This window comes from Actinomycetospora flava (genome assembly GCF_037400335.1).
Classification (GTDB): domain Bacteria; phylum Actinomycetota; class Actinomycetes; order Mycobacteriales; family Pseudonocardiaceae; genus Actinomycetospora; species Actinomycetospora flava.
The window spans coordinates 1-18,223 of record NZ_JBBEGM010000018.1 but is presented as its reverse complement, the minus strand read 5'-3'; the positions used below and the strand labels follow the sequence as shown (position 1 = coordinate 18,223).

The following is an 18,223-nucleotide window of genomic DNA, read 5'->3' as shown; positions in this document are numbered from 1 at the left end:
CGACGAGGAGACGGCCCGACAGCGCTCCTTCGTCGCGCTGTCCTGCCGTTCCCGCGCCTAGCGGGCGTACGCCGGGAAGCGCGACACCAGCGTGCCGACCTCCTCGCGCACGTCGGCGAGCGTCTTCTGGCCGACGTCGGTGCTCTCGTCGGCGGTGACCGCGGTGGCGATGAGGCGGGCGACGTCACCCATCTCGGCCTCGGTCATGCCCTGCGTGGTGATCGACGGCGAGCCGACGCGGATGCCCGACGCGGTCATCGGCGGCTGCGGGTCGTACGGGATCGCGTTCTTGTTGAGCGTGATGCCGGCGAGCCCGCTGCGGGCCTCGGCCTCCTTGCCCGTCACCCCGAGAGGCTGCAGGTCGAGCAGCGCGAGGTGGGTGTCGGTGCCGCCCGAGATCGCGCGCATCCCCTGGGTCTCGAGACCCGAGGTGAGCGCCTGCGCGTTGGCGATGACCTGGCGCGCGTAGCGCTGGTAGTCCTCGGTGGCGGCCTCGGCGAGCGCGGTCGCCTTCGCGGCCACCGCGTGCATCAGCGGCCCGCCCTGCAGGAACGGGAACACGGCCTTGTCCAGGGCCTTCGCGTGCTCGGCCTTCGACACGAGCATGCCGCCGCGGGGACCGCGCAGGACCTTGTGCGTCGTGAACGTGACGACGTCGGCGTAGGGCACCGGGCTGGGGATCGCCTGGCCGGCGACCAGGCCGATGAAGTGGGCGGCGTCGACCCAGAGGATCGCGCCGACCTCGTCGGCGATCTCGCGGAACCTCGCGAAGTCGATGAGGCGCGGGTAGGCGGTGGCCCCGGCGACGATCATCTTCGGGCGGTGCTCGAGCGCGAGGTCGCGCACCTGGTCGTAGTCGATGAGCCCGTCGTCCTCGCGGACGGTGTAGGGCACCGGCTCGAACCACTTGCCCGAGAAGCTGACCTTCGCACCGTGGGTGAGGTGCCCACCGTGCGGCAGGCTCATGGCCAGCACCTTGTCGCCGGGCTGGCAGAACGCCGCGTACACCGCGAGGTTGGCGTTCGCGCCCGAGTGCGGCTGGAGGTTGGCGTGCTCGGCGCCGAAGAGGGCCTTGGCGCGGTCGATGCCGATGAGCTCGGCGCGGTCGACGACCTCGCAGCCGCCGTAGTAGCGCCGGCCCGGGTAGCCCTCGGCGTACTTGTTGGACAGCGTCGAGCCGAGCGCGGCGAGCACGGCCGGGCTGGTGAGGTTCTCGCTCGCGATGAGCTGGAGTCCTCCGCGCAGCCGGGTGAGCTCGTCGTCGACGACCTGGGCGATCTCGGGATCGACGGCCTTGAGTGCGTCGTAGTCCGGGCCCCAGAAGTGCTGCGAGTCGGCTGCCATGTCGACCCACGTTACCGGCGCATCACGGCCTCGCGCGGCCCTGGTGGTACACGCGTCACAGTCCTACGTGAGCGAGACGGGGATGCCGACGACGCGGGAGACGTCCTCGGCGCTGACCGCGCCCTCGCGGCGCAGCCGGGGGGTCTCGCCGGTGAGGTCGACGATCGTGGAGCCGACGCCCGACGCGCAGACCCCGCCGTCCAGGTAGACCTCCACCGAGTCGCCGAGCTGGTCGCGGGCCTCCTGGGCCGTCGTCGCCGGCGGCTGCCCCGAGACGTTCGCGCTGCTCTGGGCCAGCGGGCCGACCTCGCGCAGCAGCTCGAGGGCCACCGGGTGCAGGGGCATGCGCAGCATCACCGTGCCGCGCGTCGTCCCGAGGTCCCAGGCCAGGCTCGGCGCGTGGGGCAGGACGATCGAGAGCCCGCCCGGCCAGAACGCCTCGACGAGGTCGCGCGCCACCGGCGGCACGACGCCGACCAGCCCGTCGATCGTCGACCAGCTGCCGACGAGCACCCCGAGCGGCATGTCCGGCCCGCGGTGCTTGGCGGCGAGCAGGTCGGCCACCGCCTGGGCGTCGAACGCGTCCGCGACGATGCCGTAGAGGGTGTCGGTGGGGGTGACGACGAGCCGGCCCGCCCGCACCGCGGCCGCCGCCGCGGCCAGCCCCGTGGGTCGCGTCGCAGGATCCTCGCAGTCGTACACCGTGGCCACGGCGCCCCAGCCTAGGCCCGCCGCGCGGTGGCCACGCGGGGGCGTCCGGTGAGATCGAGAAGGGTCGTGACCTCGGCGAACCCGGCCTCGGTCAGCACCTCGCGCACCGCGGCGGGGTGCGAGTCGTCGTGCTCGATCCCGAGCGCTCCCCCGGGCCGCAGCAGCCGGTCGGCCAGGGCGGCGACCGGCCGGATCACCGCGAGCCCGTCGCGGCCGGCGAACACCGCGCCGTGCGGGTCCGCGTCCACCTCCGGCGGCACGGCCAGCCCCTCGGGGACGTAGGGCGGGTTGCAGACGACCAGGTCGACGGTGCCGTAGAGGTCGGCGAGGACGCCGGGGGCGGTCACGTCGGCCTCGTGGAGGACGACCGTCGAGCCCTCGAGGTTCCGCCGGGTCCAGGCCAGCGCCCCGGGGTCGGCCTCGACGGCGTGCACCACGGCGCCGGGGCGCTCGTGCGCGAGGGCCAGCGCCAGCGCGCCGGTGCCCGTGCAGAGGTCGACGACGACGCCGGCGGGCTGCCCGAGGGCCCACTCCAGCAGGATCTCCGTCTCCGGGCGCGGCACGAACACCCCGGGCCCGACGGCCACCTCGACCGGGCCGAGCACCGCCGTGCCGAGCAGGTGCTGCAGGGGCTCGCGGGCGGCCCGGCGCGCGACGAGGGCGTCGAGCTCGGTCTCGTCGGCCGGCGGGTCGGCGAGCAGCAGACGACCCCGCGGGACGCCCAGGACGTGGGCGACGAGCAGCTCGGCGTCGGCCCGGGGCGAGGCGACCCCGGCGTCGGCGAGCCGGGCGGTGGTGCGGGCGAGCAGCTCTCGGAGGCTCAGGAGGCGCTCGCCTCGTCGGCGGCCTTCGCCATGCGCTCGGAGCGGTCGGCGGCGCGCAGGGCGTCGAGCACGCCGTCGAGGTCGCCGTCGAGCACCCGGTCGAGGTCGTGCGACTTGTAGCCGATGCGGTGGTCGGAGATCCGGTTCTCGGGGAAGTTGTAGGTGCGCACGCGCTCCGAGCGGTCGACCGTGCGGACCTGGCTGCGGCGGTCCGCCGACGCCTGGGCCTGCTCGGCCTCGTCGGCCATCGCCTGCAGGCGGCTGCGCAGCACCTCGAGCGCGCGCGCCTTGTTCTGCAGCTGCGAGCGCTCGTTCTGGCAGGACACGACCACGCCGGTGGGCAGGTGGGTGATCCGGACCGCGGAGTCGGTGGTGTTGACGCCCTGCCCGCCCTTGCCCGACGACCGGAAGACGTCGATGCGCAGGTCCTTCTCGTCGATCTCGATCTCCGAGGCGCCCTCGGCCTCGGGGTAGACGAGCACCCCGGCCGCCGAGGTGTGGATGCGGCCCTGCGACTCGGTGACGGGCACCCGCTGGACGCGGTGCACCCCGCCCTCGTACTTGAACCACGACCAGACGCCGTCCGGGTCGCTGCCCGGCGCGGTCACGGTGACGGTGACGTCCTTGTAGCCGCCGAGGTCGGACTCGGTCGCCGAGAGCACCTCGACCTTCCACCCGCGGCGCTCGGCGTAGCGGGAGTACATGCGCAGCAGGTCGCCGGCGAACAGCGCCGACTCCTCGCCGCCCTCCCCCGACTTGACCTCGACCACCACGTCGTTCGCGTCGGCCGGGTCGCGCGGCACGAGCTGCTCGGACAGGCGCGCGCGCAGCATCTCCACGCGGCCCTCGAGCTCGGTGGCCTCGGCGGCGAACGCCGGGTCCTCGCGGGCGAGCTCGTGGGCGTCGGCGAGGTCGGCCTCGGCGGAGCTCAGCTCGCCGACGGTGGCGACGACCGGCGAGATCGCCGCGTACCGCCGCCCCAGCGAGCGGGCGAGCGCGGCGTCGGCGTGCACGTCGGGGTCGGCCAGGCGCGCCTCGAGGCCCGCGTGCTCCTCGAGCAGCGCGGTGACGCCGGGCGAGGACGTCATGCTCCCGGTCATTCCCTGACCTCCCCTCTGCTGACCCGTCCCGACACGCAGAACGCCCGCCGCCCCGCGCGTGGCGCTGGGGCGACGGGCGTCGCGGGAGCTACTTCTTGCCGGGGGTGCGCTTGCCGTAGCGGGCCTCGAAGCGGGCCACGCGACCGCCGGTGTCCATGATCCGCTGCTTGCCCGTGTAGAACGGGTGGCAGGCGGAGCAGATCTCGACGGTGATGTTGCCGCCCGGCTTGGTGCTACGGGTGGTGAACGAGTTGCCGCAGCCGCACAGCACCTGGGTCTCGTGGTAATCGGGGTGGATGCCGCTCTTCACGGATCTCGGTCCTCTCGTCTGGTGGTCGCCGGGTCCCCGTCGTGCGTGGGGTGAACCGGTACCTGGTGTGCGGGCCATTCTCGCAGGACCGCCCGCTGTGCTGCACAACCACCTCGGGGTGCCGAATGTTCCCGCGCCGTCAGGCCGCCCGCGGGCTGACCACCTGCTCGTCGATGCCCGCCGCCTCGGCCCCCGCGGCGTCGAGGATCCACACGTACTCGTTCTTGAGCTTCGACCCGTCGCCCGCGAACACGCCGCCGCGGAAGGGGTAGACGCCGACGGTCGGCTCGGTGCCCGGCGAGCAGGTCGCGATGGCGTTGTCGAAGTCGCGGTTCGCGCGCCGCATCGCCGCGAGCAGCCGGTGGGCCGCCTGGTCCGGGTCGGCGAGCACCCGGCCGTCGGCCAGCTGCAGCGCGAGGTGCAGGCGGCGGTCGCCGGCGCGGTCCTCGTACGAGATCACCCGATGGTTCTCGACGGCCGCGAGGAGCTCGGGGTCGCCGGCCACGGCGTCGCGGACCCCGTCGGGCGGGACGACCGCGCCGTTGTAGTCGACGGAGTGGTCGCTGCGCCCGTACTGCAGCAGCAGCGGCAGGTCGAGCGTGCGCTCGTCGAGCACCTCGGTGAGCCCGAAGCGCCGCAGCACGGGCAGCACGTCGCGCATGCGCAGCACGTGCCCGCGGTCGTGGATGTTGTAGCGGATGCGGGGGTCGACGTTCTGCGGGCGGGTGATGGTGACGACCAGCTCGCCGGCCTCGTTCTCCTCGATCAGGTAGGCGTAGGGGTTGAACTGGAAGATGTTCGGCAGCACGCCGTACTCGTCGGTCCTGGTCAGGGCGGTGGCGAGGGCCGGGTCGGCGGCGATCGCCCGGCGCAGCGCGATGGTGAACTCGGTCTCGACGGCGATGCTGATCTCGAGGTCGCTGGCCCCGTAGGCGCCGACGACCTTCCGCGCGCGGCGCAGGATGTGGTCGCGCATCCCCTCGCTGATCCCCTCGCCCCCGAAGGCGCAGACCACGTCGTAGGCCGACCAGTCGAGCCGGTCGTCGGAGAGCAGGCCCTTGAGGAACGGCGGGTAGCTGGTGATCACGTAGGTGTAGCCGGGGCCGAACTCGCGCATCGTGTTGATGATCTTGTCGCGGTCGGGGCCGGTCGACTTGATCGTGGAGACCCGGGTCAGCGCCGCGGTGACGTTCATGCCGGTCGCCCACGCGCCGAGCGAGAAGGCGTTGATGACGAAGACCGGCCGCTCCGGGCTCGCGTGGCGCAGGAAACCGACGCGCAGCACCTCGCGGGAGGCCCGGCGCTCGACCGGGCCGCGGACCCAGCTGGTCGGCGTGCCCGTCGAGCCCGACGACTCGTCGACGACGACCCCGCGCCGCGGCAGCCGCCCGCCCACGCAGCGCTCGGGGATCGACCAGCGGGCGATGTAGCTGCGCTTGTCGGCCTCGGGGAGGTCCGCGAACGCCGCCCTCGCCGGCACCCCCTGCTCGGCGAGGAACGCCCGGTAGGCGGGGACGCGGCGGACGGTGCGGGCGACGGTGCGCTGCGCCCGGCGGCGTCCGAGCCACCAGCGCAGCCGCTCGAACCCGGGCGCGAGGAGCAGGGCGTGGGTCCGCGGGGACCGTCCGAGCAGGTCGACCAGGAGCTCCTGGAACCACCACAGGATCCTCACGACGCCACCGCCGGAGGGAGACGCAGCGCAGCGGAACTCGACCCGTCGGGTGTATCGCTGCGCCCGTCGACCAGCATCGCGTCGAGCCGGCGTCGCCAGGCCCGTGGCGGTGTCCTCCCGGTGCCGTAGCGGAAGAGCATCCACGCCATGCGCCCGCCGGTCTCCTGGATGCCCGTGCGCTCGACGAACGCGGCGTGCGAGCGGGGGTTGGTGATCACCGTGCCGAAGGGGTGCAGGTCCACGCCGTGGCGGGTGAAGGCGAGCCAGATCCGCAGGAAGACGCGGCCGGCCTCGACGTGGTCGGCGGGGCCGTCGAAGGGGCCGGTGAGCCAGCCCAGCTCGCGCACCCCGCGCATCGTGTTGAGGTAGACCCGGCGGAACACGCCGCCGATCACCGGCAGGTCCCACAGCCACCGGTGGCGCATCGCGATCCGCAGCAGCGGGCCGGGGATCAGCATCGTCTCGGCGGAGAGCCCGTCGCGGGTGGCGGCCGCCTGGCGCTTCGACGTGCGGATCCAGGTGAGGATCTCGGCGTGTACGGCGTCGTCGCGCAGGTCGTCGAACAGGGTCTCCTGGTTGATGCGGATCAGGTCGTCGACGAGGGCCTGGTCGCCGGTGCGCCCGAACTCCTGGCCGGCCGCGGCGGCGACGGCCGCGACCTCCTCGGTGACCCGGGCGTCGACGGGACGGCGGTCGTAGGGGCGGCGCGAGGTCCGGCGCGCGCGGAACGCCGCGAGCTGCTCGACCGCCGCGTCGGTGACCGGGGTCGGCTCGAGCTCGACGGTGCCGAGGAGGTGCCGGCGGTCCGGCGAGGAGAAGTCCATCTCGGCGAGCCGCAGCGTCTCGCGGACCGCCCAGCCGTGCGCGGCGGCCACCGTGGCGAGGGACTCGAGGTACACCCCGGCGCAGACGTGCGCGAACGGGATCCCGAAGTTCTCGGCGGGCAGGCCGCGGTCGAGGTCGTAGAAGATCTCGGCGCGGCGGTCGTCGTGCACGCGCACGACGATCGGCTGGGAGTTGTGCGGCGAGGGGTAGCGGCGCGCCTCGTCCAGGATCGCCGGCCAGGGGCCGGGGAGGGAGGGGGCGCCGGCGCCGGGGTGGGCTGTCATGGCAGCAAGCCTCGTGCGCGGCGGCTCCCGGGACCGCCGTACGACTACTCAACTCCGGCGGCGCGCCCGGTGCTCGCTCGCCTCTGGACGAACGAACGGCGCTCTCGCTGCTTCGTCAGCAGCGAAAGCGCCGTTCGTTCATCACGTGCGAGCGCAGACGGGTCTGCGCGCTGGGACGATCGGGTTAGTCGTCGTCCTTGCCGGGCGTCGTCTTGGCCACCTGCATGAGGAACTCGATGTTCGTCCGGCTCTTGCGCAGGCGGTCGAGCACGAGCTCGATGGCCTGCTGCGAGTCGAGCGCGGCGAGCACGCGACGCAGCCGGTGGGTCACCGCCATCTCGTCCGGCGACAGGAGCAGCTCCTCCTTGCGCGTGCCCGAGGGGTCCGGGTCGATCGCGGGGAAGATGCGCTTGTCGGCGAGCTTGCGGTCGAGCTTGAGCTCGGCGTTGCCGGTGCCCTTGAACTCCTCGAAGATCACCGTGTCCATCGTCGACCCGGTCTCGACCAGGGCCGTCGCGAAGATGGTGAGCGAGCCGCCGTCCTCGATGTTCCGCGCGGCGCCGAGGAAGCGCTTCGGCGGGTAGAGGGCCGTCGAGTCGACGCCGCCGGACAGGATGCGCCCGGACGCCGGGGCCGCGAGGTTGTACGCGCGGCCGAGGCGGGTGATCGAGTCGAGCAGGACCACCACGTCGTGGCCCATCTCGACCAGGCGCTTCGCCCGCTCGATGGCCAGCTCCGACAGCGAGGTGTGATCCGACGGCGGCCGGTCGAAGGTCGAGGCGATGACCTCGCCCTTCACCGAGCGCTGCATGTCGGTGACCTCCTCCGGCCGCTCGTCGACGAGCACGACCATGAGGTGGACCTCGGGGTTGTTCGTGGTGATCGCGTTGGCGATCGCCTGCAGCACCATCGTCTTGCCGGCCTTCGGCGGCGAGACGATCAGCGCGCGCTGGCCCTTGCCGACCGGCATGACCAGGTCGATGACGCGCGTGGTCAGCAGGTGCGAGTCGGTCTCGAGGCGCAGCCGCTCGTTGGGGTAGAGCGGGGTGAGCTTGGTGAACTCGGGACGCTTGCGCGCCGCCTCGGGGTCCAGCCCGTTGATCGAGTCGATGCGCACCAGCGGGTTGAACTTCTGCCGGTTCTGCTCGCCCTCGCGCTGCTGGCGGACCTGGCCGGTGACGGCGTCACCGCGGCGCAGCCCGTGCTTGCGCACCAGCGACATCGACACGTAGACGTCGTTCGGCCCCGACGCGTAGCCCGACGTGCGGACGAACGCGTAGTTGTCGAGCACGTCGAGGATGCCGGCGACGGGGATGAGGACGTCGTCGTCGCGGACCTCCGGCTCGCCGCCGCCCTGGCCGCGCTCGTTGCGGTCGCCGCGGTCGTTGCGGTTGCGCCGACGGTCGCGGAAGCGCCGGCCGCGCCGGCGGCCACCGCCCTCCTCGTCGTCGTCATCGTCGTCGCGCTGGTTGGTCTGCTGCTGGCCGCCGCCCTGCTGGCCGCCGCCCTGCTGGCCGCCGCCCTGCTGCTGGCCACCACCCTGGTTGCGGCCGCCGCCCTGCTGGCCGCCCTGACCGTTCTGGTCGGGCTTGCCACCCTGCTGGCGGTCCTGCTGGCGGTCCTGCTGGCGGTCGCGGTCGCGCTGGCGGCGGGACTGGCCACCCTGGTTGCGGCCGCCGTCACCGTCGCCGTCGGGCGTGGTGTCGGTGCGCTCGGTGGTGGGGGCGCTGTCGGTGGCCGACTCGCTCGCGGACGTCTCGTCCGCGGCGGCCGCCCCGTCCGGCGCGTCGACACCCGGGCCGGCGTCGCGGCGGGCGCCACGACGGCCACGGCGGGACGAGCTCGGGGCCTCGGAGGTGGTGTCGGAGGTGCTGTCGGACGTGTTGTCGGACGGGGCCTCGGTCGCGGTGGCGGCCGCGGCGTCGGCACCGGGCACGGCGTCGGACGCCGCGGTCACGGCACTGGGCACCTCGGTGGGGGCCTCGGTGGGCACCTCGGCCGGCGCGCTGCCGTTGGACGCGGCGGCGTCCTCGGCGGGCGACTCGGCCTCGGGCGGCGATCCCGCCGCGGAGGTGGCGCGACGGCGACCGCCGCGGCGGCGCGCCGGAGCGGCGTCCTCGGCGGGGGCCTGGGCCGGCGCCTCGGCGGGGGTCTCGGTGGTGGCGGCAGCGGCGGCGCCGTTGCCGCCGGTGGGGGCGTCCTCGGCGAGCGGGAGCTGGTCGCCGCCGCCGGACTGCCGCTTCTTGATCTCGGCGATGAGGTCGTTGCGCCGCATCCCCGTGGTGTCGGAGACGCCGAGCGAGGTCGCGAGATCGCGCAGCTCGGCGAGCACCATTCCGGAGACACCTCCCCGCCGGCGCCGTTCGGGCGCGGGAGTCGCAGCGCCGTCGGCGCCGTCGGTGGAGATGACGTCGGTTTCGGTCACGCAGGTCCTTCCTGACCGGCCCGGGGACCACCCGAGCCAGCGGACGTGTCCGCCCCGCATACGACGGGGCTGCTCGCGGGACCGCTCCGGCCCGGCGGACCGGCAGGAGCCGGTCTCGGGCGGGAAGGCCCGCGGAACTCTCGTACAGCGATCATGAGTGTCCGTCCGCCGGGACGACCCGACGGCTGGGGAAGAGGGTTGGCCCCGAACGGAGCGGGACCAGGCACCGACGCGCCACACGCGTGGTCGCTGTGAGCCTCAATGTAGACCCCGCCCCGGTGACCGGCAACAACCACCCCCCGCGCGGCGGGCAGCGGGATCTCCCTCAGACGATCTCGGCCCGCGCGCCCTCGGTGTCGACCGCGAGCGGCCGCACCGTGAAGCCGGTGGTGTCGAGCTCGTCGGGCAGCTGCCCGTCGAGCGTCAGCGCGAGCACCGTCGGCCCGGCCCCCGAGACGACGGCCGCGACGCCGGCGGCGCGCAGGCAGTCGACGACCGCGGCGGTCTCCGGGTAGGCGGGCCGCCGGTAGGGCTGGTGCAGGCGGTCCTCGGTGGCCGCGAGCAGCAGCTCGGGCTCGCTGGTCAGCGCGTGCACGAGCAACGCCGACCGTGCCGCCGTGAAGGCCGCGTCCGCGTGCGGGACGCGGTCGGGCAGCAGCCCGCGGGTGGCCTCGGTGGAGCTGGACCGCTCGGCGATCAGCGCCACGGGGCGCAGCGCCGGGTGCGGCGTGAGGTGCACGGCGTGCCAGTCGCCCTCGTGTCCCCAGCTGACGACGAGCCCGCCGTGGAGGCAGGCGGCCACGTTGTCGGCGTGGCCGTCGAACCCGGCCGCGAGGTCGAGCACCGCGTCGTCGTCCAACGGATACGTCGAGGACAACAAGCCCCGGGCCGCCACGATTCCCGCGACGGCGGCGGCCGCCGACGAGCCCAGCCCACGGCTGTGCGGGATGACGTTGCGACATCGCAGGCGCAGCGACACCCGCGGTGCCCCCGCCCGTGCGAAGGTGGCGTGCGCGGCGCGCAGCACGAGGTGGCGCTCGTCGCGGGGGACGCGTGCGGCGCCCTCCCCCTCGACCTCGACGGTGCACCGCTCGCCGTCGCCGACCGAGAGCTCGACCTCGTCCCACATGCCCAGCGCCAGGCCGAGCGTGTCGAAGCCGGGGCCCAGGTTCGCCGAGGTGGCGGGCACCCGGACGCGCACGACGGTGCCCGCAGGAGCCTCCTCCTGCGCCACCTCCGCCCCGGCGCTCAGCGCAGGCCCAGGGCGTCGGCGACGGCGTCGACGTGCGTCGGGAGCACGACGGGGTCCGGGGCGTCGGCGAGCGCGGTCGCCGGGTCCTTGAGCCCGTGTCCGGTCACCGTGCACACGACGAGCTGTCCGGTGTCGAGGCGACCGGCGCGGGCCTTCGCGAGCAGCCCGGCGACCGAGGCCGCCGACGCCGGCTCCACGAACACGCCCTCGCGGGCGGCGAGCAGCCGGTAGGCCTCGACGATCGCGTCGTCGTCGACGGCGGTGATCTCGCCCGCGGACTCGTCGCGGGCGGCGATCGCGCCGTCCCACGAGGCGGGCGAGCCGATCCGGATGGCCGTGGCCAGCGTCTCCGGGTCGGCGACGGGGGCGCCGTGCACGAGCGGGGCGGCGCCGGCGGCCTGCACCCCGAGCATGCGGGGCGTGCCGGCCACGACGCCGTCGCCGGCGTACTCGGTGTAGCCGCGCCAGTAGGCGGTGATGTTGCCGGCGTTGCCGACGGGCAGCGCGTGGACGTCGGGCGCGCGCCCCAGCTGGTCGCAGATCTCGAACGACGCCGTCTTCTGGCCCTCGATCCGCGCCGGGTTGACCGAGTTGACCAGCGCGATCGGGTACTGCTCGGCCGCGCGGCGGGCGAGCTCGAGGCAGGCGTCGAAGTTGCCCTCGAGCTGCAGGATCCGCGCGCCGTGCACCGTGGCCTGGGCGAGCTTGCCGAGCGCGATCTTGCCCTGGGGCACGAGGACGGCGCAGGTCATGCCGGCGCGCGTGGCGTACGCGGCCGCCGAGGCCGAGGTGTTGCCGGTGGACGCGCAGATCACGGCCTGCGCGCCGCCCGCGAGCGCCTCGGTCATCGCCACGGTCATGCCGCGGTCCTTGAACGACCCCGTGGGGTTCGCGCCCTCGATCTTGAGGTGCACCTCGCAGCCCGTGAGCTCCGAGAGGTGCGGCGCCGGCAGCAGCGGGGTGCCGCCCTCGCGCAGGGTCACGACCTCCCAGCCGGGCTGCACCCGGGGCAGGCGGTCGCGGTAGGCGTGGATGATGCCGGGCCACTCGACGCGCGCGCCGAGCGCCTGAGCAGGGACGACTCCGGTCACGACCCGCCCCCCAGCTCCGTCACGGGGCGCCCGAGGCCCTCGACGCGCAGCACGCCGGCGACGCCCCGGACCGCGTCGAGCCCGGTGAGGGCGTCGACGGTGGCCGCGAGGGCGGCGTCGGAGGCGGAGTGGGTCACGATCACCAGTGTGGCGTCCTTGGGCCCGGGCGCGCCATCGTCCGCGTCACGCCCGGCCTCCCCGTTGCCGGAGCCGCGGCCCTCCTGGCGCACCGTCGCGATCGACACTCCGTGCTCGGCGAACACGCCCGCCACCTGCGCGAGCACGCCCGCGCGGTCGTTCACGTCGAGCGCGACGTGGTAGCGGGTGTGCGTGTCGCCCATCGCCAGCACCGGCAGGGCCGCGTGCGCGGTGTCGCGGGGACCCCGCCCGCCGATGACGCGGTTGCGCGCGGCCGCGACGAGGTCGCCCAGCACGGCGCTCGCGGTCTGCGGGCCGCCCGCGCCCTGCCCGTAGAACATCAGCTGCCCGGCCGCGGCGGCCTCGATGAACACCGCGTTGTAGGCGCCCGAGACCGACGCCAGCGGGTGCGAGCGCGGGATCATGGCCGGGTGCACGCGGGCGCTGACCGCACCGTCCACCTGCTCGCAGATCGCCAGCAGCTTCACCGTGCAGCCCAGGGCCTTCGCGGCGGCGATGTCGGCGGCGGTGACGTCCCGGATGCCCTCGCGGTACACGTCATCGGCGGTGACGCGGGTGTGGAAGGCGAGGCTCGCGAGGATCGCGGCCTTGGAGGCGGCGTCGTAGCCGTCGACGTCGGCGGTGGGGTCGGCCTCCGCGTAGCCCAGCCGGCCGGCCTCCTCGAGCGCCTCGGTGTAGTTCGCGCCCGAGGACGCCATCGCCGAGAGGATGAAGTTCGTCGTGCCGTTGACGATGCCGGCGACGCGCACGATCCGGTCGCCCGCCAGCGACTGCTGGATCGGGCGCAGCAGCGGGATCGCGCCGGCGACCGAGGCCTCGTAGTAGAGGTCGGCGCCCGACTCGTCGGCGGCCGCGGCGAGCGCCGCGCCGTCCTCGGCGAGCAGCGCCTTGTTGGCCGACACCACCGACTTGCCGCTCTTCAGCGCGGTGAGCAGCAGCCCGCGCACCGGCTCGATGCCCCCGACCAGCTCGACCACGACGTCGACGTCGTCGCGGGACACCAGCCCGGCGGCGTCGGTGGTCAGCAGGTCGGCGGGGACGTCGGGGTGGCGCTGCGGGCGCCGGACCGCGACGCCGGCCAGGCGCAGCGGCGCCCCGACCCGCGCGGTCAGCTCGTCGGCCTGCTCGGTGAGCAGCCGGACCACCTGCGACCCGACGACACCGCAGCCCAGCAGGGCCACGGAGATGGGTCGTCCACCGTTGCCGACCACCGTCACCCCACCTCCAGTCGCGCCAGGTCGTCGAGGGTCTCGCGCCGCAGCACCGTCCGCGACGTGCCGTCCGCCACGGCGACGACCGCGGGCCGCGGGACCTTGTTGTACGCGCTGGCCATCGCGTAGCAGTAGGCGCCCGTCGCGGCGACGGCGACGAGGTCGCCGGGCGCGAGGTCGGCGGGCAGCCAGCAGTCGCGGACGACGACGTCGCCGGACTCGCAGTGCTTGCCGACGACCCGCGAGCGCACCGGCGGGGCGGTGGCCGCGGACCGCGACACCAGCCGGCAGTCGTAGTGCGCGTCGTAGAGCGCGGTGCGGATGTTGTCGCTCATCCCGCCGTCGACGCTGACGTAGCGCCGGCGGGCGCCCCCGCCCAGCTCGACGTCCTTCACCGTGCCGACCTCGTAGAGGGTCACCGTGCCCGGCCCGACGATCGCGCGGCCCGGCTCGACGGCGATCCGCGGCGGCGCGAGCCCGGCCCGCGCGGACTCGCGGTCGACGATCGCGCGCAGCTCGCCGGCCATCCAGGCGGGCGAGCGCGGCTGGTCGGCCACGGTGTAGGCGATGCCCATGCCGCCGCCGAGGTCGACGGTGCCCAGGGCGTCGGCGACCGCCTCCCCGTGCTCGTCGCGCAGCTCCGCGAGCAGCCCGATCACCCGGCGCGCGGCGAGCTCGAAGCCGTCGGCGTCGAAGATCTGCGAGCCGATGTGGCTGTGCAGCCCGACGAGGTGCAGGCCCGGCGACTTGAGCACCCGGCGCACGGCCTCGGCGGCGTCGCCCGCGGCCAGCGAGAACCCGAACTTCTGGTCCTCGTGGGCGGTCGCGATGAACTCGTGGGTGTGCGCCTCGACCCCGACGGTCACGCGCACCATCACGTCGGCGCGCACGTCGCGCCCGCGGGCGAGCTCGTCGAGGCGGGCGATCTCGACGTAGGAGTCGAGCACGATCGCCCCGACGCCCGCGTCGAGCGCGGCGGCGAGCTCGTGGCGGCTCTTGTTGTTGCCGTGCACGGTGATCCGCTCGGGCGGGAAGCCGCCGCGCAGCGCCGTGAGCAGCTCGCCCTCGGTGCAGACGTCGAGGCCGAGGCCCTCGTCGGCGACCCAGCGGGCGGTCTCGGCGGTGAGGAACGCCTTGGCGGCGTAGTGCACGAGGCCCGCGTCGCCGTACGCGGCGGCGTGCTCGGCGCACCGGGAGCGGAAGTCGGCCTCGTCGACGACGAACAGCGGGGTGCCGTGCTCGCGCGCGAGGGTGGTGACGTCGACGCCGGCGAGGCGCACGACGCCGTCCTCACCGCGCACGGCGTGGCGGGGCCACACGGCGGCGGGCAGCGCGTCGAGCGCGGCGGCGTCCGGCGGGCCGGCGCCGTCCTCGTGCTGCGGGATGACGTCGGCGTGGCGGGGCCCGGCGGGATGGGCTCTCGTCATCGGGTCGAGCTCCGCTCCGCTACGTCTCGCGGGGTCATCGTGGGTGCAACCAGCTCTGTTCGTCGGTGTGTTCGGTGATCACATGCGCTCGGGCGCGCTGACGCCGAGCAGGCCCAGGCCGTTCTCGAGCACCTGACGCGCCGCGGAGCAGAGGGCGAGGCGCGCCGTGTGGATGGCCGCGGGCTCCTCGTCGCCCTGGGGCAGGACGCGGCAGGAGTCGTAGAAGCGGTGGTAGGTGCCCGCCAGCTCCTCGAGGTAGCGCGCCACCCGGTGCGGCTCGCGCAGGCTCGCGGCCGAGGACAGCACGCGCGGGAACTCCCCGAGCGTGCGGATGAGGTCGCCCTCGCGGGGGTGGGTGAGCAGCGCGAGGTCGGGGTCCTCGGCGGAGACGCCCAGGTCGGCGGCGTTGCGGGCCAGCGACGACAGCCGCGCGTGGGCGTACTGCACGTAGAACACGGGGTTCTCGTTGGTGCGGCTGGAGATGAGGTCGAGGTCGATCTCGAGCACCTGGTCGACCGAGCTGCGCGCCAGCGTGTAGCGCGCGGCGTCCACGCCCACGGCGTCGACGAGGTCCTCCAGCGTGATGATCGTGCCGGCGCGCTTGGACATCTTCACCGGCTCGCCGTCGCGCACGAGGTTCACGAGCTGCCCGATGAGCACCTCGACGCGCGCCGGGTCGTCGCCGAACGCGGCCGCGACGGCCTTGAGGCGGTGGATGTAGCCGTGGTGGTCCGCGCCCAGCATGTAGATCGCGAGGTCGGCGCCGCGGGCGCGCTTGTCGCGGTAGTAGGCGATGTCGCCCGCGATGTAGGCCGGGCGCCCGTCGGACTTGATGACGACGCGGTCCTTGTCGTCGCCCTGGGCGGTCGAGCGCATCCACCACGCGCCCTCGGCGAAGTAGAGCGCGTCGCCGTCCTTGAGGTCCTGCACCGACTGCTCGACGGCGCCGGAGCTGTGCAGCGCCAGCTCGGAGGACCACACGTCGAAGTGGGTGCCGAACGACTCGAGGCTCGCCCGCATCTCGTCGAGCATGATCTGCACGCCGAGGCGCTTGAACGCGGCGAGCACCTGGTCGTCGGGCTGGTCGAGCACGCCCGGCTCGGTGTCGACGACCTTCTGCGCGACCTCGGCGACGTACGCCCCGCCGTAGCCGTTCTCCGGCACCGGCAGGCCCCGCGCCGCGGCGATGAGCGACTCGGCGAACCGGTCGATCTGCGCGCCGGCGTCGTTGACGTAGTACTCGCGGGTGACCGCGGCGCCCTGGCTCGCCAGCACGCGGCCGAGGGCGTCGCCGACCGCGGCCCAGCGGGTGCCGCCGAGGTGGATCGGGCCCGTGGGGTTGGCGGAGACGAACTCGAGGTTGATCGCCTGCCCGGTCAGCGCGTCGGTGTGCCCGTACCCGCTCCCGGCGGCGAGGACGTCGGCGACGATGCCGCCCTGGGCGTCCGCGGCCAGGCGCAGGTTGAGGAAGCCGGGGCCGGCGACCTCGGCGGCGGCGATGCCGTCGTGCTGCTCGAGGGCCTTGGCCAGCCAGCCCGCGAGGTCGGCCGGGGGCACGCCCGCCTTCTTCGCCGAGCGCAGCGCGAGGTTGGTGGCGTAGTCGCCGTGCTCCGGGTTGCGCGGGCGCTCCACCGTGACCGTCTCGGGCAGCACCGTCGTGTCGAGGCCGCGCTCGGTGAGCACGTCCACGGCGACGGTGCGCAGGAGGTCGGCCAGGGCTGCGGGGGTCACCCCGGAGATTCTAGGGACCGGTGCCTGCGGGTTCTCGGCGGAGGAGTCACCCGCCCGGTGGCCGGATTCGTTGATCACGGGGGGTCACCGGGGCGTGACGGTGTCCTCCGTATCCTCGCCCCCATGGCGAGTGGTGGGTCCGGCCGCGGGACCGGGTCGAGTTCCGGGCGGTCGTCCTCCGGGCCCGCGCGTGGCGGCGGCAACGGCCAGGCGCGCGGCAGGAGCGGCGGCGGTCAGCGCTCCGGTGGTGGTCAGCGCCCCGCCGGCCAGCGCTCCGGCGGCGGGCAGCGGCCGAACGCCAAGCGCGGCCCGAACCCCGTCACCCGCGGCAAGCGCCCCGCCGCGGCGACCCGCCGCCAGGTGCCGTGGCTGCTGATCGGCGCGATCTCGGTCATCGTGGTGCTCGCCGTCGGCGTCATCGGGTTCGCGCTCACCCGCGAGAGCGAGGTCAGCGCCTGGCGCCCGAGCGACGACAACCGCGACCCCTCGCTCGCGATCCCCGGCATCGTCACCGGGCAGTACGCGGGCCAGCAGCACGTCAGTCCGCAGCAGCGCGTCGCCTACGACCGCTCGCCCCCGTTCGGCGGGCCCCACGACGGCTACTGGGCGGCCTGCAACGGCGTCGTCTACCCGACCCCGGTGCGCACCGAGAACATGGTGCACTCGCTGGAGCACGGCGCGGTGTGGATCGCCTACAACCCGGACCAGGTCACCGGCCCGGCGGTGCAGCAGCTGGCGGCGAAGGTGCAGGGCCAGGACTACACGATGATGTCGCCGTACCCGGGGCTCGACCAGCCGATCGCGCTGCAGTCGTGGGGCCACGAGCTCAAGCTCGGCGACCCGAACGACCCGCGGATCGACCAGTTCATCTCCTCGCTGCGCCAGAACCAGTACACCTACCCCGAGGTCGGGGCGAGCTGCGACGCGCTCGGGCCGGGCGCCTTCGACCCGGACAACCCGCCGCCCTTCGACGCCTCGCCCCCGCCCCCGGACGCGGTGACGATGGACGGCCGCGGCGCGCAGAGCGGGAACGGCGGCTGATGATGGCGGCCGACACCGAGGTGGAACGCGTCGATCCCCCACCGCCCGTGGACGACGACGGCGGCTCCGGGGACGACGGCGGCGCGGGTGGCTGGTGGTCCGCGAGCCCGACGTGGGCGAAGGCCGTGGTCGCCGGCGGGCTGGCGCTGCTGCTGGTGCTCGTCGGCGTGATCGGCGGCATCGCGCTCGGGCGCTCGACGGCGACGACGTACGGGCCCGCCGAGGGCTCGATCGACGTCGGCTTCCTGCAGGACATGGACGTCCACCACGGCCAGGCGGTCGAGATGGCCGTGTGGGCGCGGAACAACACCGCCGACCCGCAGGTCCGACAGATCGCGTTCGACATCGAGTCGACGCAGACCTCGCAGGTCGGGCGCATGGAGGGCTGGCTGACCCTGTGGGGCCAGCCGCTGACCCCGCCCGGCGGGCAGTACATGGCCTGGATGGGCATGCCGACCGCGACGATGCCGGGCATGGCGTCGCCGGACGACCTGGCGCGGATGCGTGCGTCGACCGGCCGCGACCTCGACGTGGCGTTCCTGCAGCTCATGCTGCGCCACCACCAGGGCGGCCTGTCGATGATGCAGGCGGCGGCGTCGGAGGCCTCGGTGCCGGCGGTGCGCGCGCTCGCCGGGAGCATGGTCGCGTCCCAGAGCGCGGAGGCGGCGACGATGACGCAGATGCTCGCCGAACGCGGCGCGGCTCCCCTCCCCGCGCCCGCGGACCCCCACGCCGGCATGGCGCACGACGGGCACATGCCCGGCATGAACTGATCACGTCCCCGTGCGAGCGATGCGGCATCGCTGGCATCTGACG

At 74.5% G+C, this 18,223-nt stretch carries 15 protein-coding genes; 2 read left to right on the top strand and 13 right to left on the bottom strand.

Annotated elements, in window-relative coordinates; genetic code table 11:
• Window positions 1-57: 57 nt before the first annotated feature.
• The 13 genes from glyA to argS all read right to left on the bottom strand — a co-directional run bounded on the left by glyA (window position 58) and on the right by argS (window position 16,366).
• Window positions 58-1,344 (bottom strand): serine hydroxymethyltransferase, encoded by a 1,287-nt coding sequence (gene glyA, locus WCD58_RS29995; RefSeq protein WP_337706795.1) that lies wholly within the window; start codon window positions 1,342-1,344, stop codon window positions 58-60.
• A gap of 63 nt (window positions 1,345-1,407) precedes the next feature.
• A complete protein-coding gene (locus WCD58_RS29990; protein WP_337706794.1) occupies window positions 1,408-2,055 on the bottom strand; it encodes an L-threonylcarbamoyladenylate synthase in 648 nt (215 codons plus the stop codon).
• An 11-nt stretch (window positions 2,056-2,066) separates the two neighbouring features.
• Complete coding sequence (gene prmC / locus WCD58_RS29985; protein WP_337706877.1) at window positions 2,067-2,879, bottom strand: peptide chain release factor N(5)-glutamine methyltransferase; 813 nt, start codon at window positions 2,877-2,879, stop codon at window positions 2,067-2,069.
• Window positions 2,876-3,979: a peptide chain release factor 1 gene (gene prfA, locus WCD58_RS29980; protein ID WP_337706793.1), complete on the bottom strand. Its 1,104-nt coding sequence runs from the start codon at window positions 3,977-3,979 to the stop codon at window positions 2,876-2,878. The genes prmC and prfA overlap by 4 nt, the downstream gene beginning before the upstream one ends.
• A gap of 88 nt (window positions 3,980-4,067) precedes the next feature.
• A complete protein-coding gene (gene rpmE / locus WCD58_RS29975; protein ID WP_337706792.1) occupies window positions 4,068-4,289 on the bottom strand; it encodes a 50S ribosomal protein L31 in 222 nt (73 codons plus the stop codon).
• A 139-nt stretch (window positions 4,290-4,428) separates the two neighbouring features.
• Window positions 4,429-5,961, bottom strand: a complete 1,533-nt coding sequence (locus WCD58_RS29970) for a phenylacetate--CoA ligase family protein (protein WP_337706791.1) — start codon at window positions 5,959-5,961, stop codon at window positions 4,429-4,431.
• Window positions 5,958-7,070 carry a nitroreductase family protein gene (locus WCD58_RS29965; RefSeq protein ID WP_337706790.1) on the bottom strand — a complete coding sequence of 371 codons (1,113 nt, stop codon included), beginning with the start codon at window positions 7,068-7,070 and terminating at the stop codon, window positions 5,958-5,960. The genes WCD58_RS29970 and WCD58_RS29965 overlap by 4 nt, the downstream gene beginning before the upstream one ends.
• Window positions 7,071-7,254: 184 nt before the next feature.
• The gene (gene rho / locus WCD58_RS29960; RefSeq protein WP_337706876.1) at window positions 7,255-9,405 is read right to left on the bottom strand and encodes a transcription termination factor Rho; all 2,151 of its coding nucleotides are present in this window, start codon (window positions 9,403-9,405) and stop codon (window positions 7,255-7,257) included.
• Window positions 9,406-9,820: 415 nt separating this feature from the next.
• On the bottom strand, window positions 9,821-10,729 hold the full coding sequence (thrB, locus tag WCD58_RS29955; protein ID WP_337706789.1) for a homoserine kinase: 909 nt from the start codon (window positions 10,727-10,729) through the stop codon (window positions 9,821-9,823).
• A gap of 14 nt (window positions 10,730-10,743) precedes the next feature.
• A complete protein-coding gene (gene thrC, locus WCD58_RS29950; protein WP_337706788.1) occupies window positions 10,744-11,838 on the bottom strand; it encodes a threonine synthase in 1,095 nt (364 codons plus the stop codon).
• Entirely contained in the window at window positions 11,835-13,184 is a 1,350-nt protein-coding gene (locus WCD58_RS29945) for a homoserine dehydrogenase (RefSeq protein ID WP_337706875.1), read from the bottom strand. The genes thrC and WCD58_RS29945 overlap by 4 nt, the downstream gene beginning before the upstream one ends.
• A 26-nt stretch (window positions 13,185-13,210) precedes the next feature.
• On the bottom strand, window positions 13,211-14,635 hold the full coding sequence (gene lysA / locus WCD58_RS29940; RefSeq protein WP_337706787.1) for a diaminopimelate decarboxylase: 1,425 nt from the start codon (window positions 14,633-14,635) through the stop codon (window positions 13,211-13,213).
• Window positions 14,636-14,713: 78 nt separating this feature from the next.
• On the bottom strand, window positions 14,714-16,366 hold the full coding sequence (gene argS / locus WCD58_RS29935; protein WP_337706786.1) for an arginine--tRNA ligase: 1,653 nt from the start codon (window positions 16,364-16,366) through the stop codon (window positions 14,714-14,716).
• A gap of 123 nt (window positions 16,367-16,489) precedes the next feature.
• Here argS and WCD58_RS29930 point away from each other — a divergent pair, with 123 nt between their 5' ends.
• Both WCD58_RS29930 and WCD58_RS29925 read left to right on the top strand, forming a co-directional pair.
• Complete coding sequence (locus WCD58_RS29930; protein ID WP_337706785.1) at window positions 16,490-17,407, top strand: thioredoxin-like domain-containing protein; 918 nt, start codon at window positions 16,490-16,492, stop codon at window positions 17,405-17,407.
• Complete coding sequence (locus tag WCD58_RS29925) at window positions 17,407-18,180, top strand: DUF305 domain-containing protein (RefSeq protein WP_337706784.1); 774 nt, start codon at window positions 17,407-17,409, stop codon at window positions 18,178-18,180. The genes WCD58_RS29930 and WCD58_RS29925 overlap by 1 nt, the downstream gene beginning before the upstream one ends.
• Window positions 18,181-18,223: the final 43 nt, after the last annotated feature.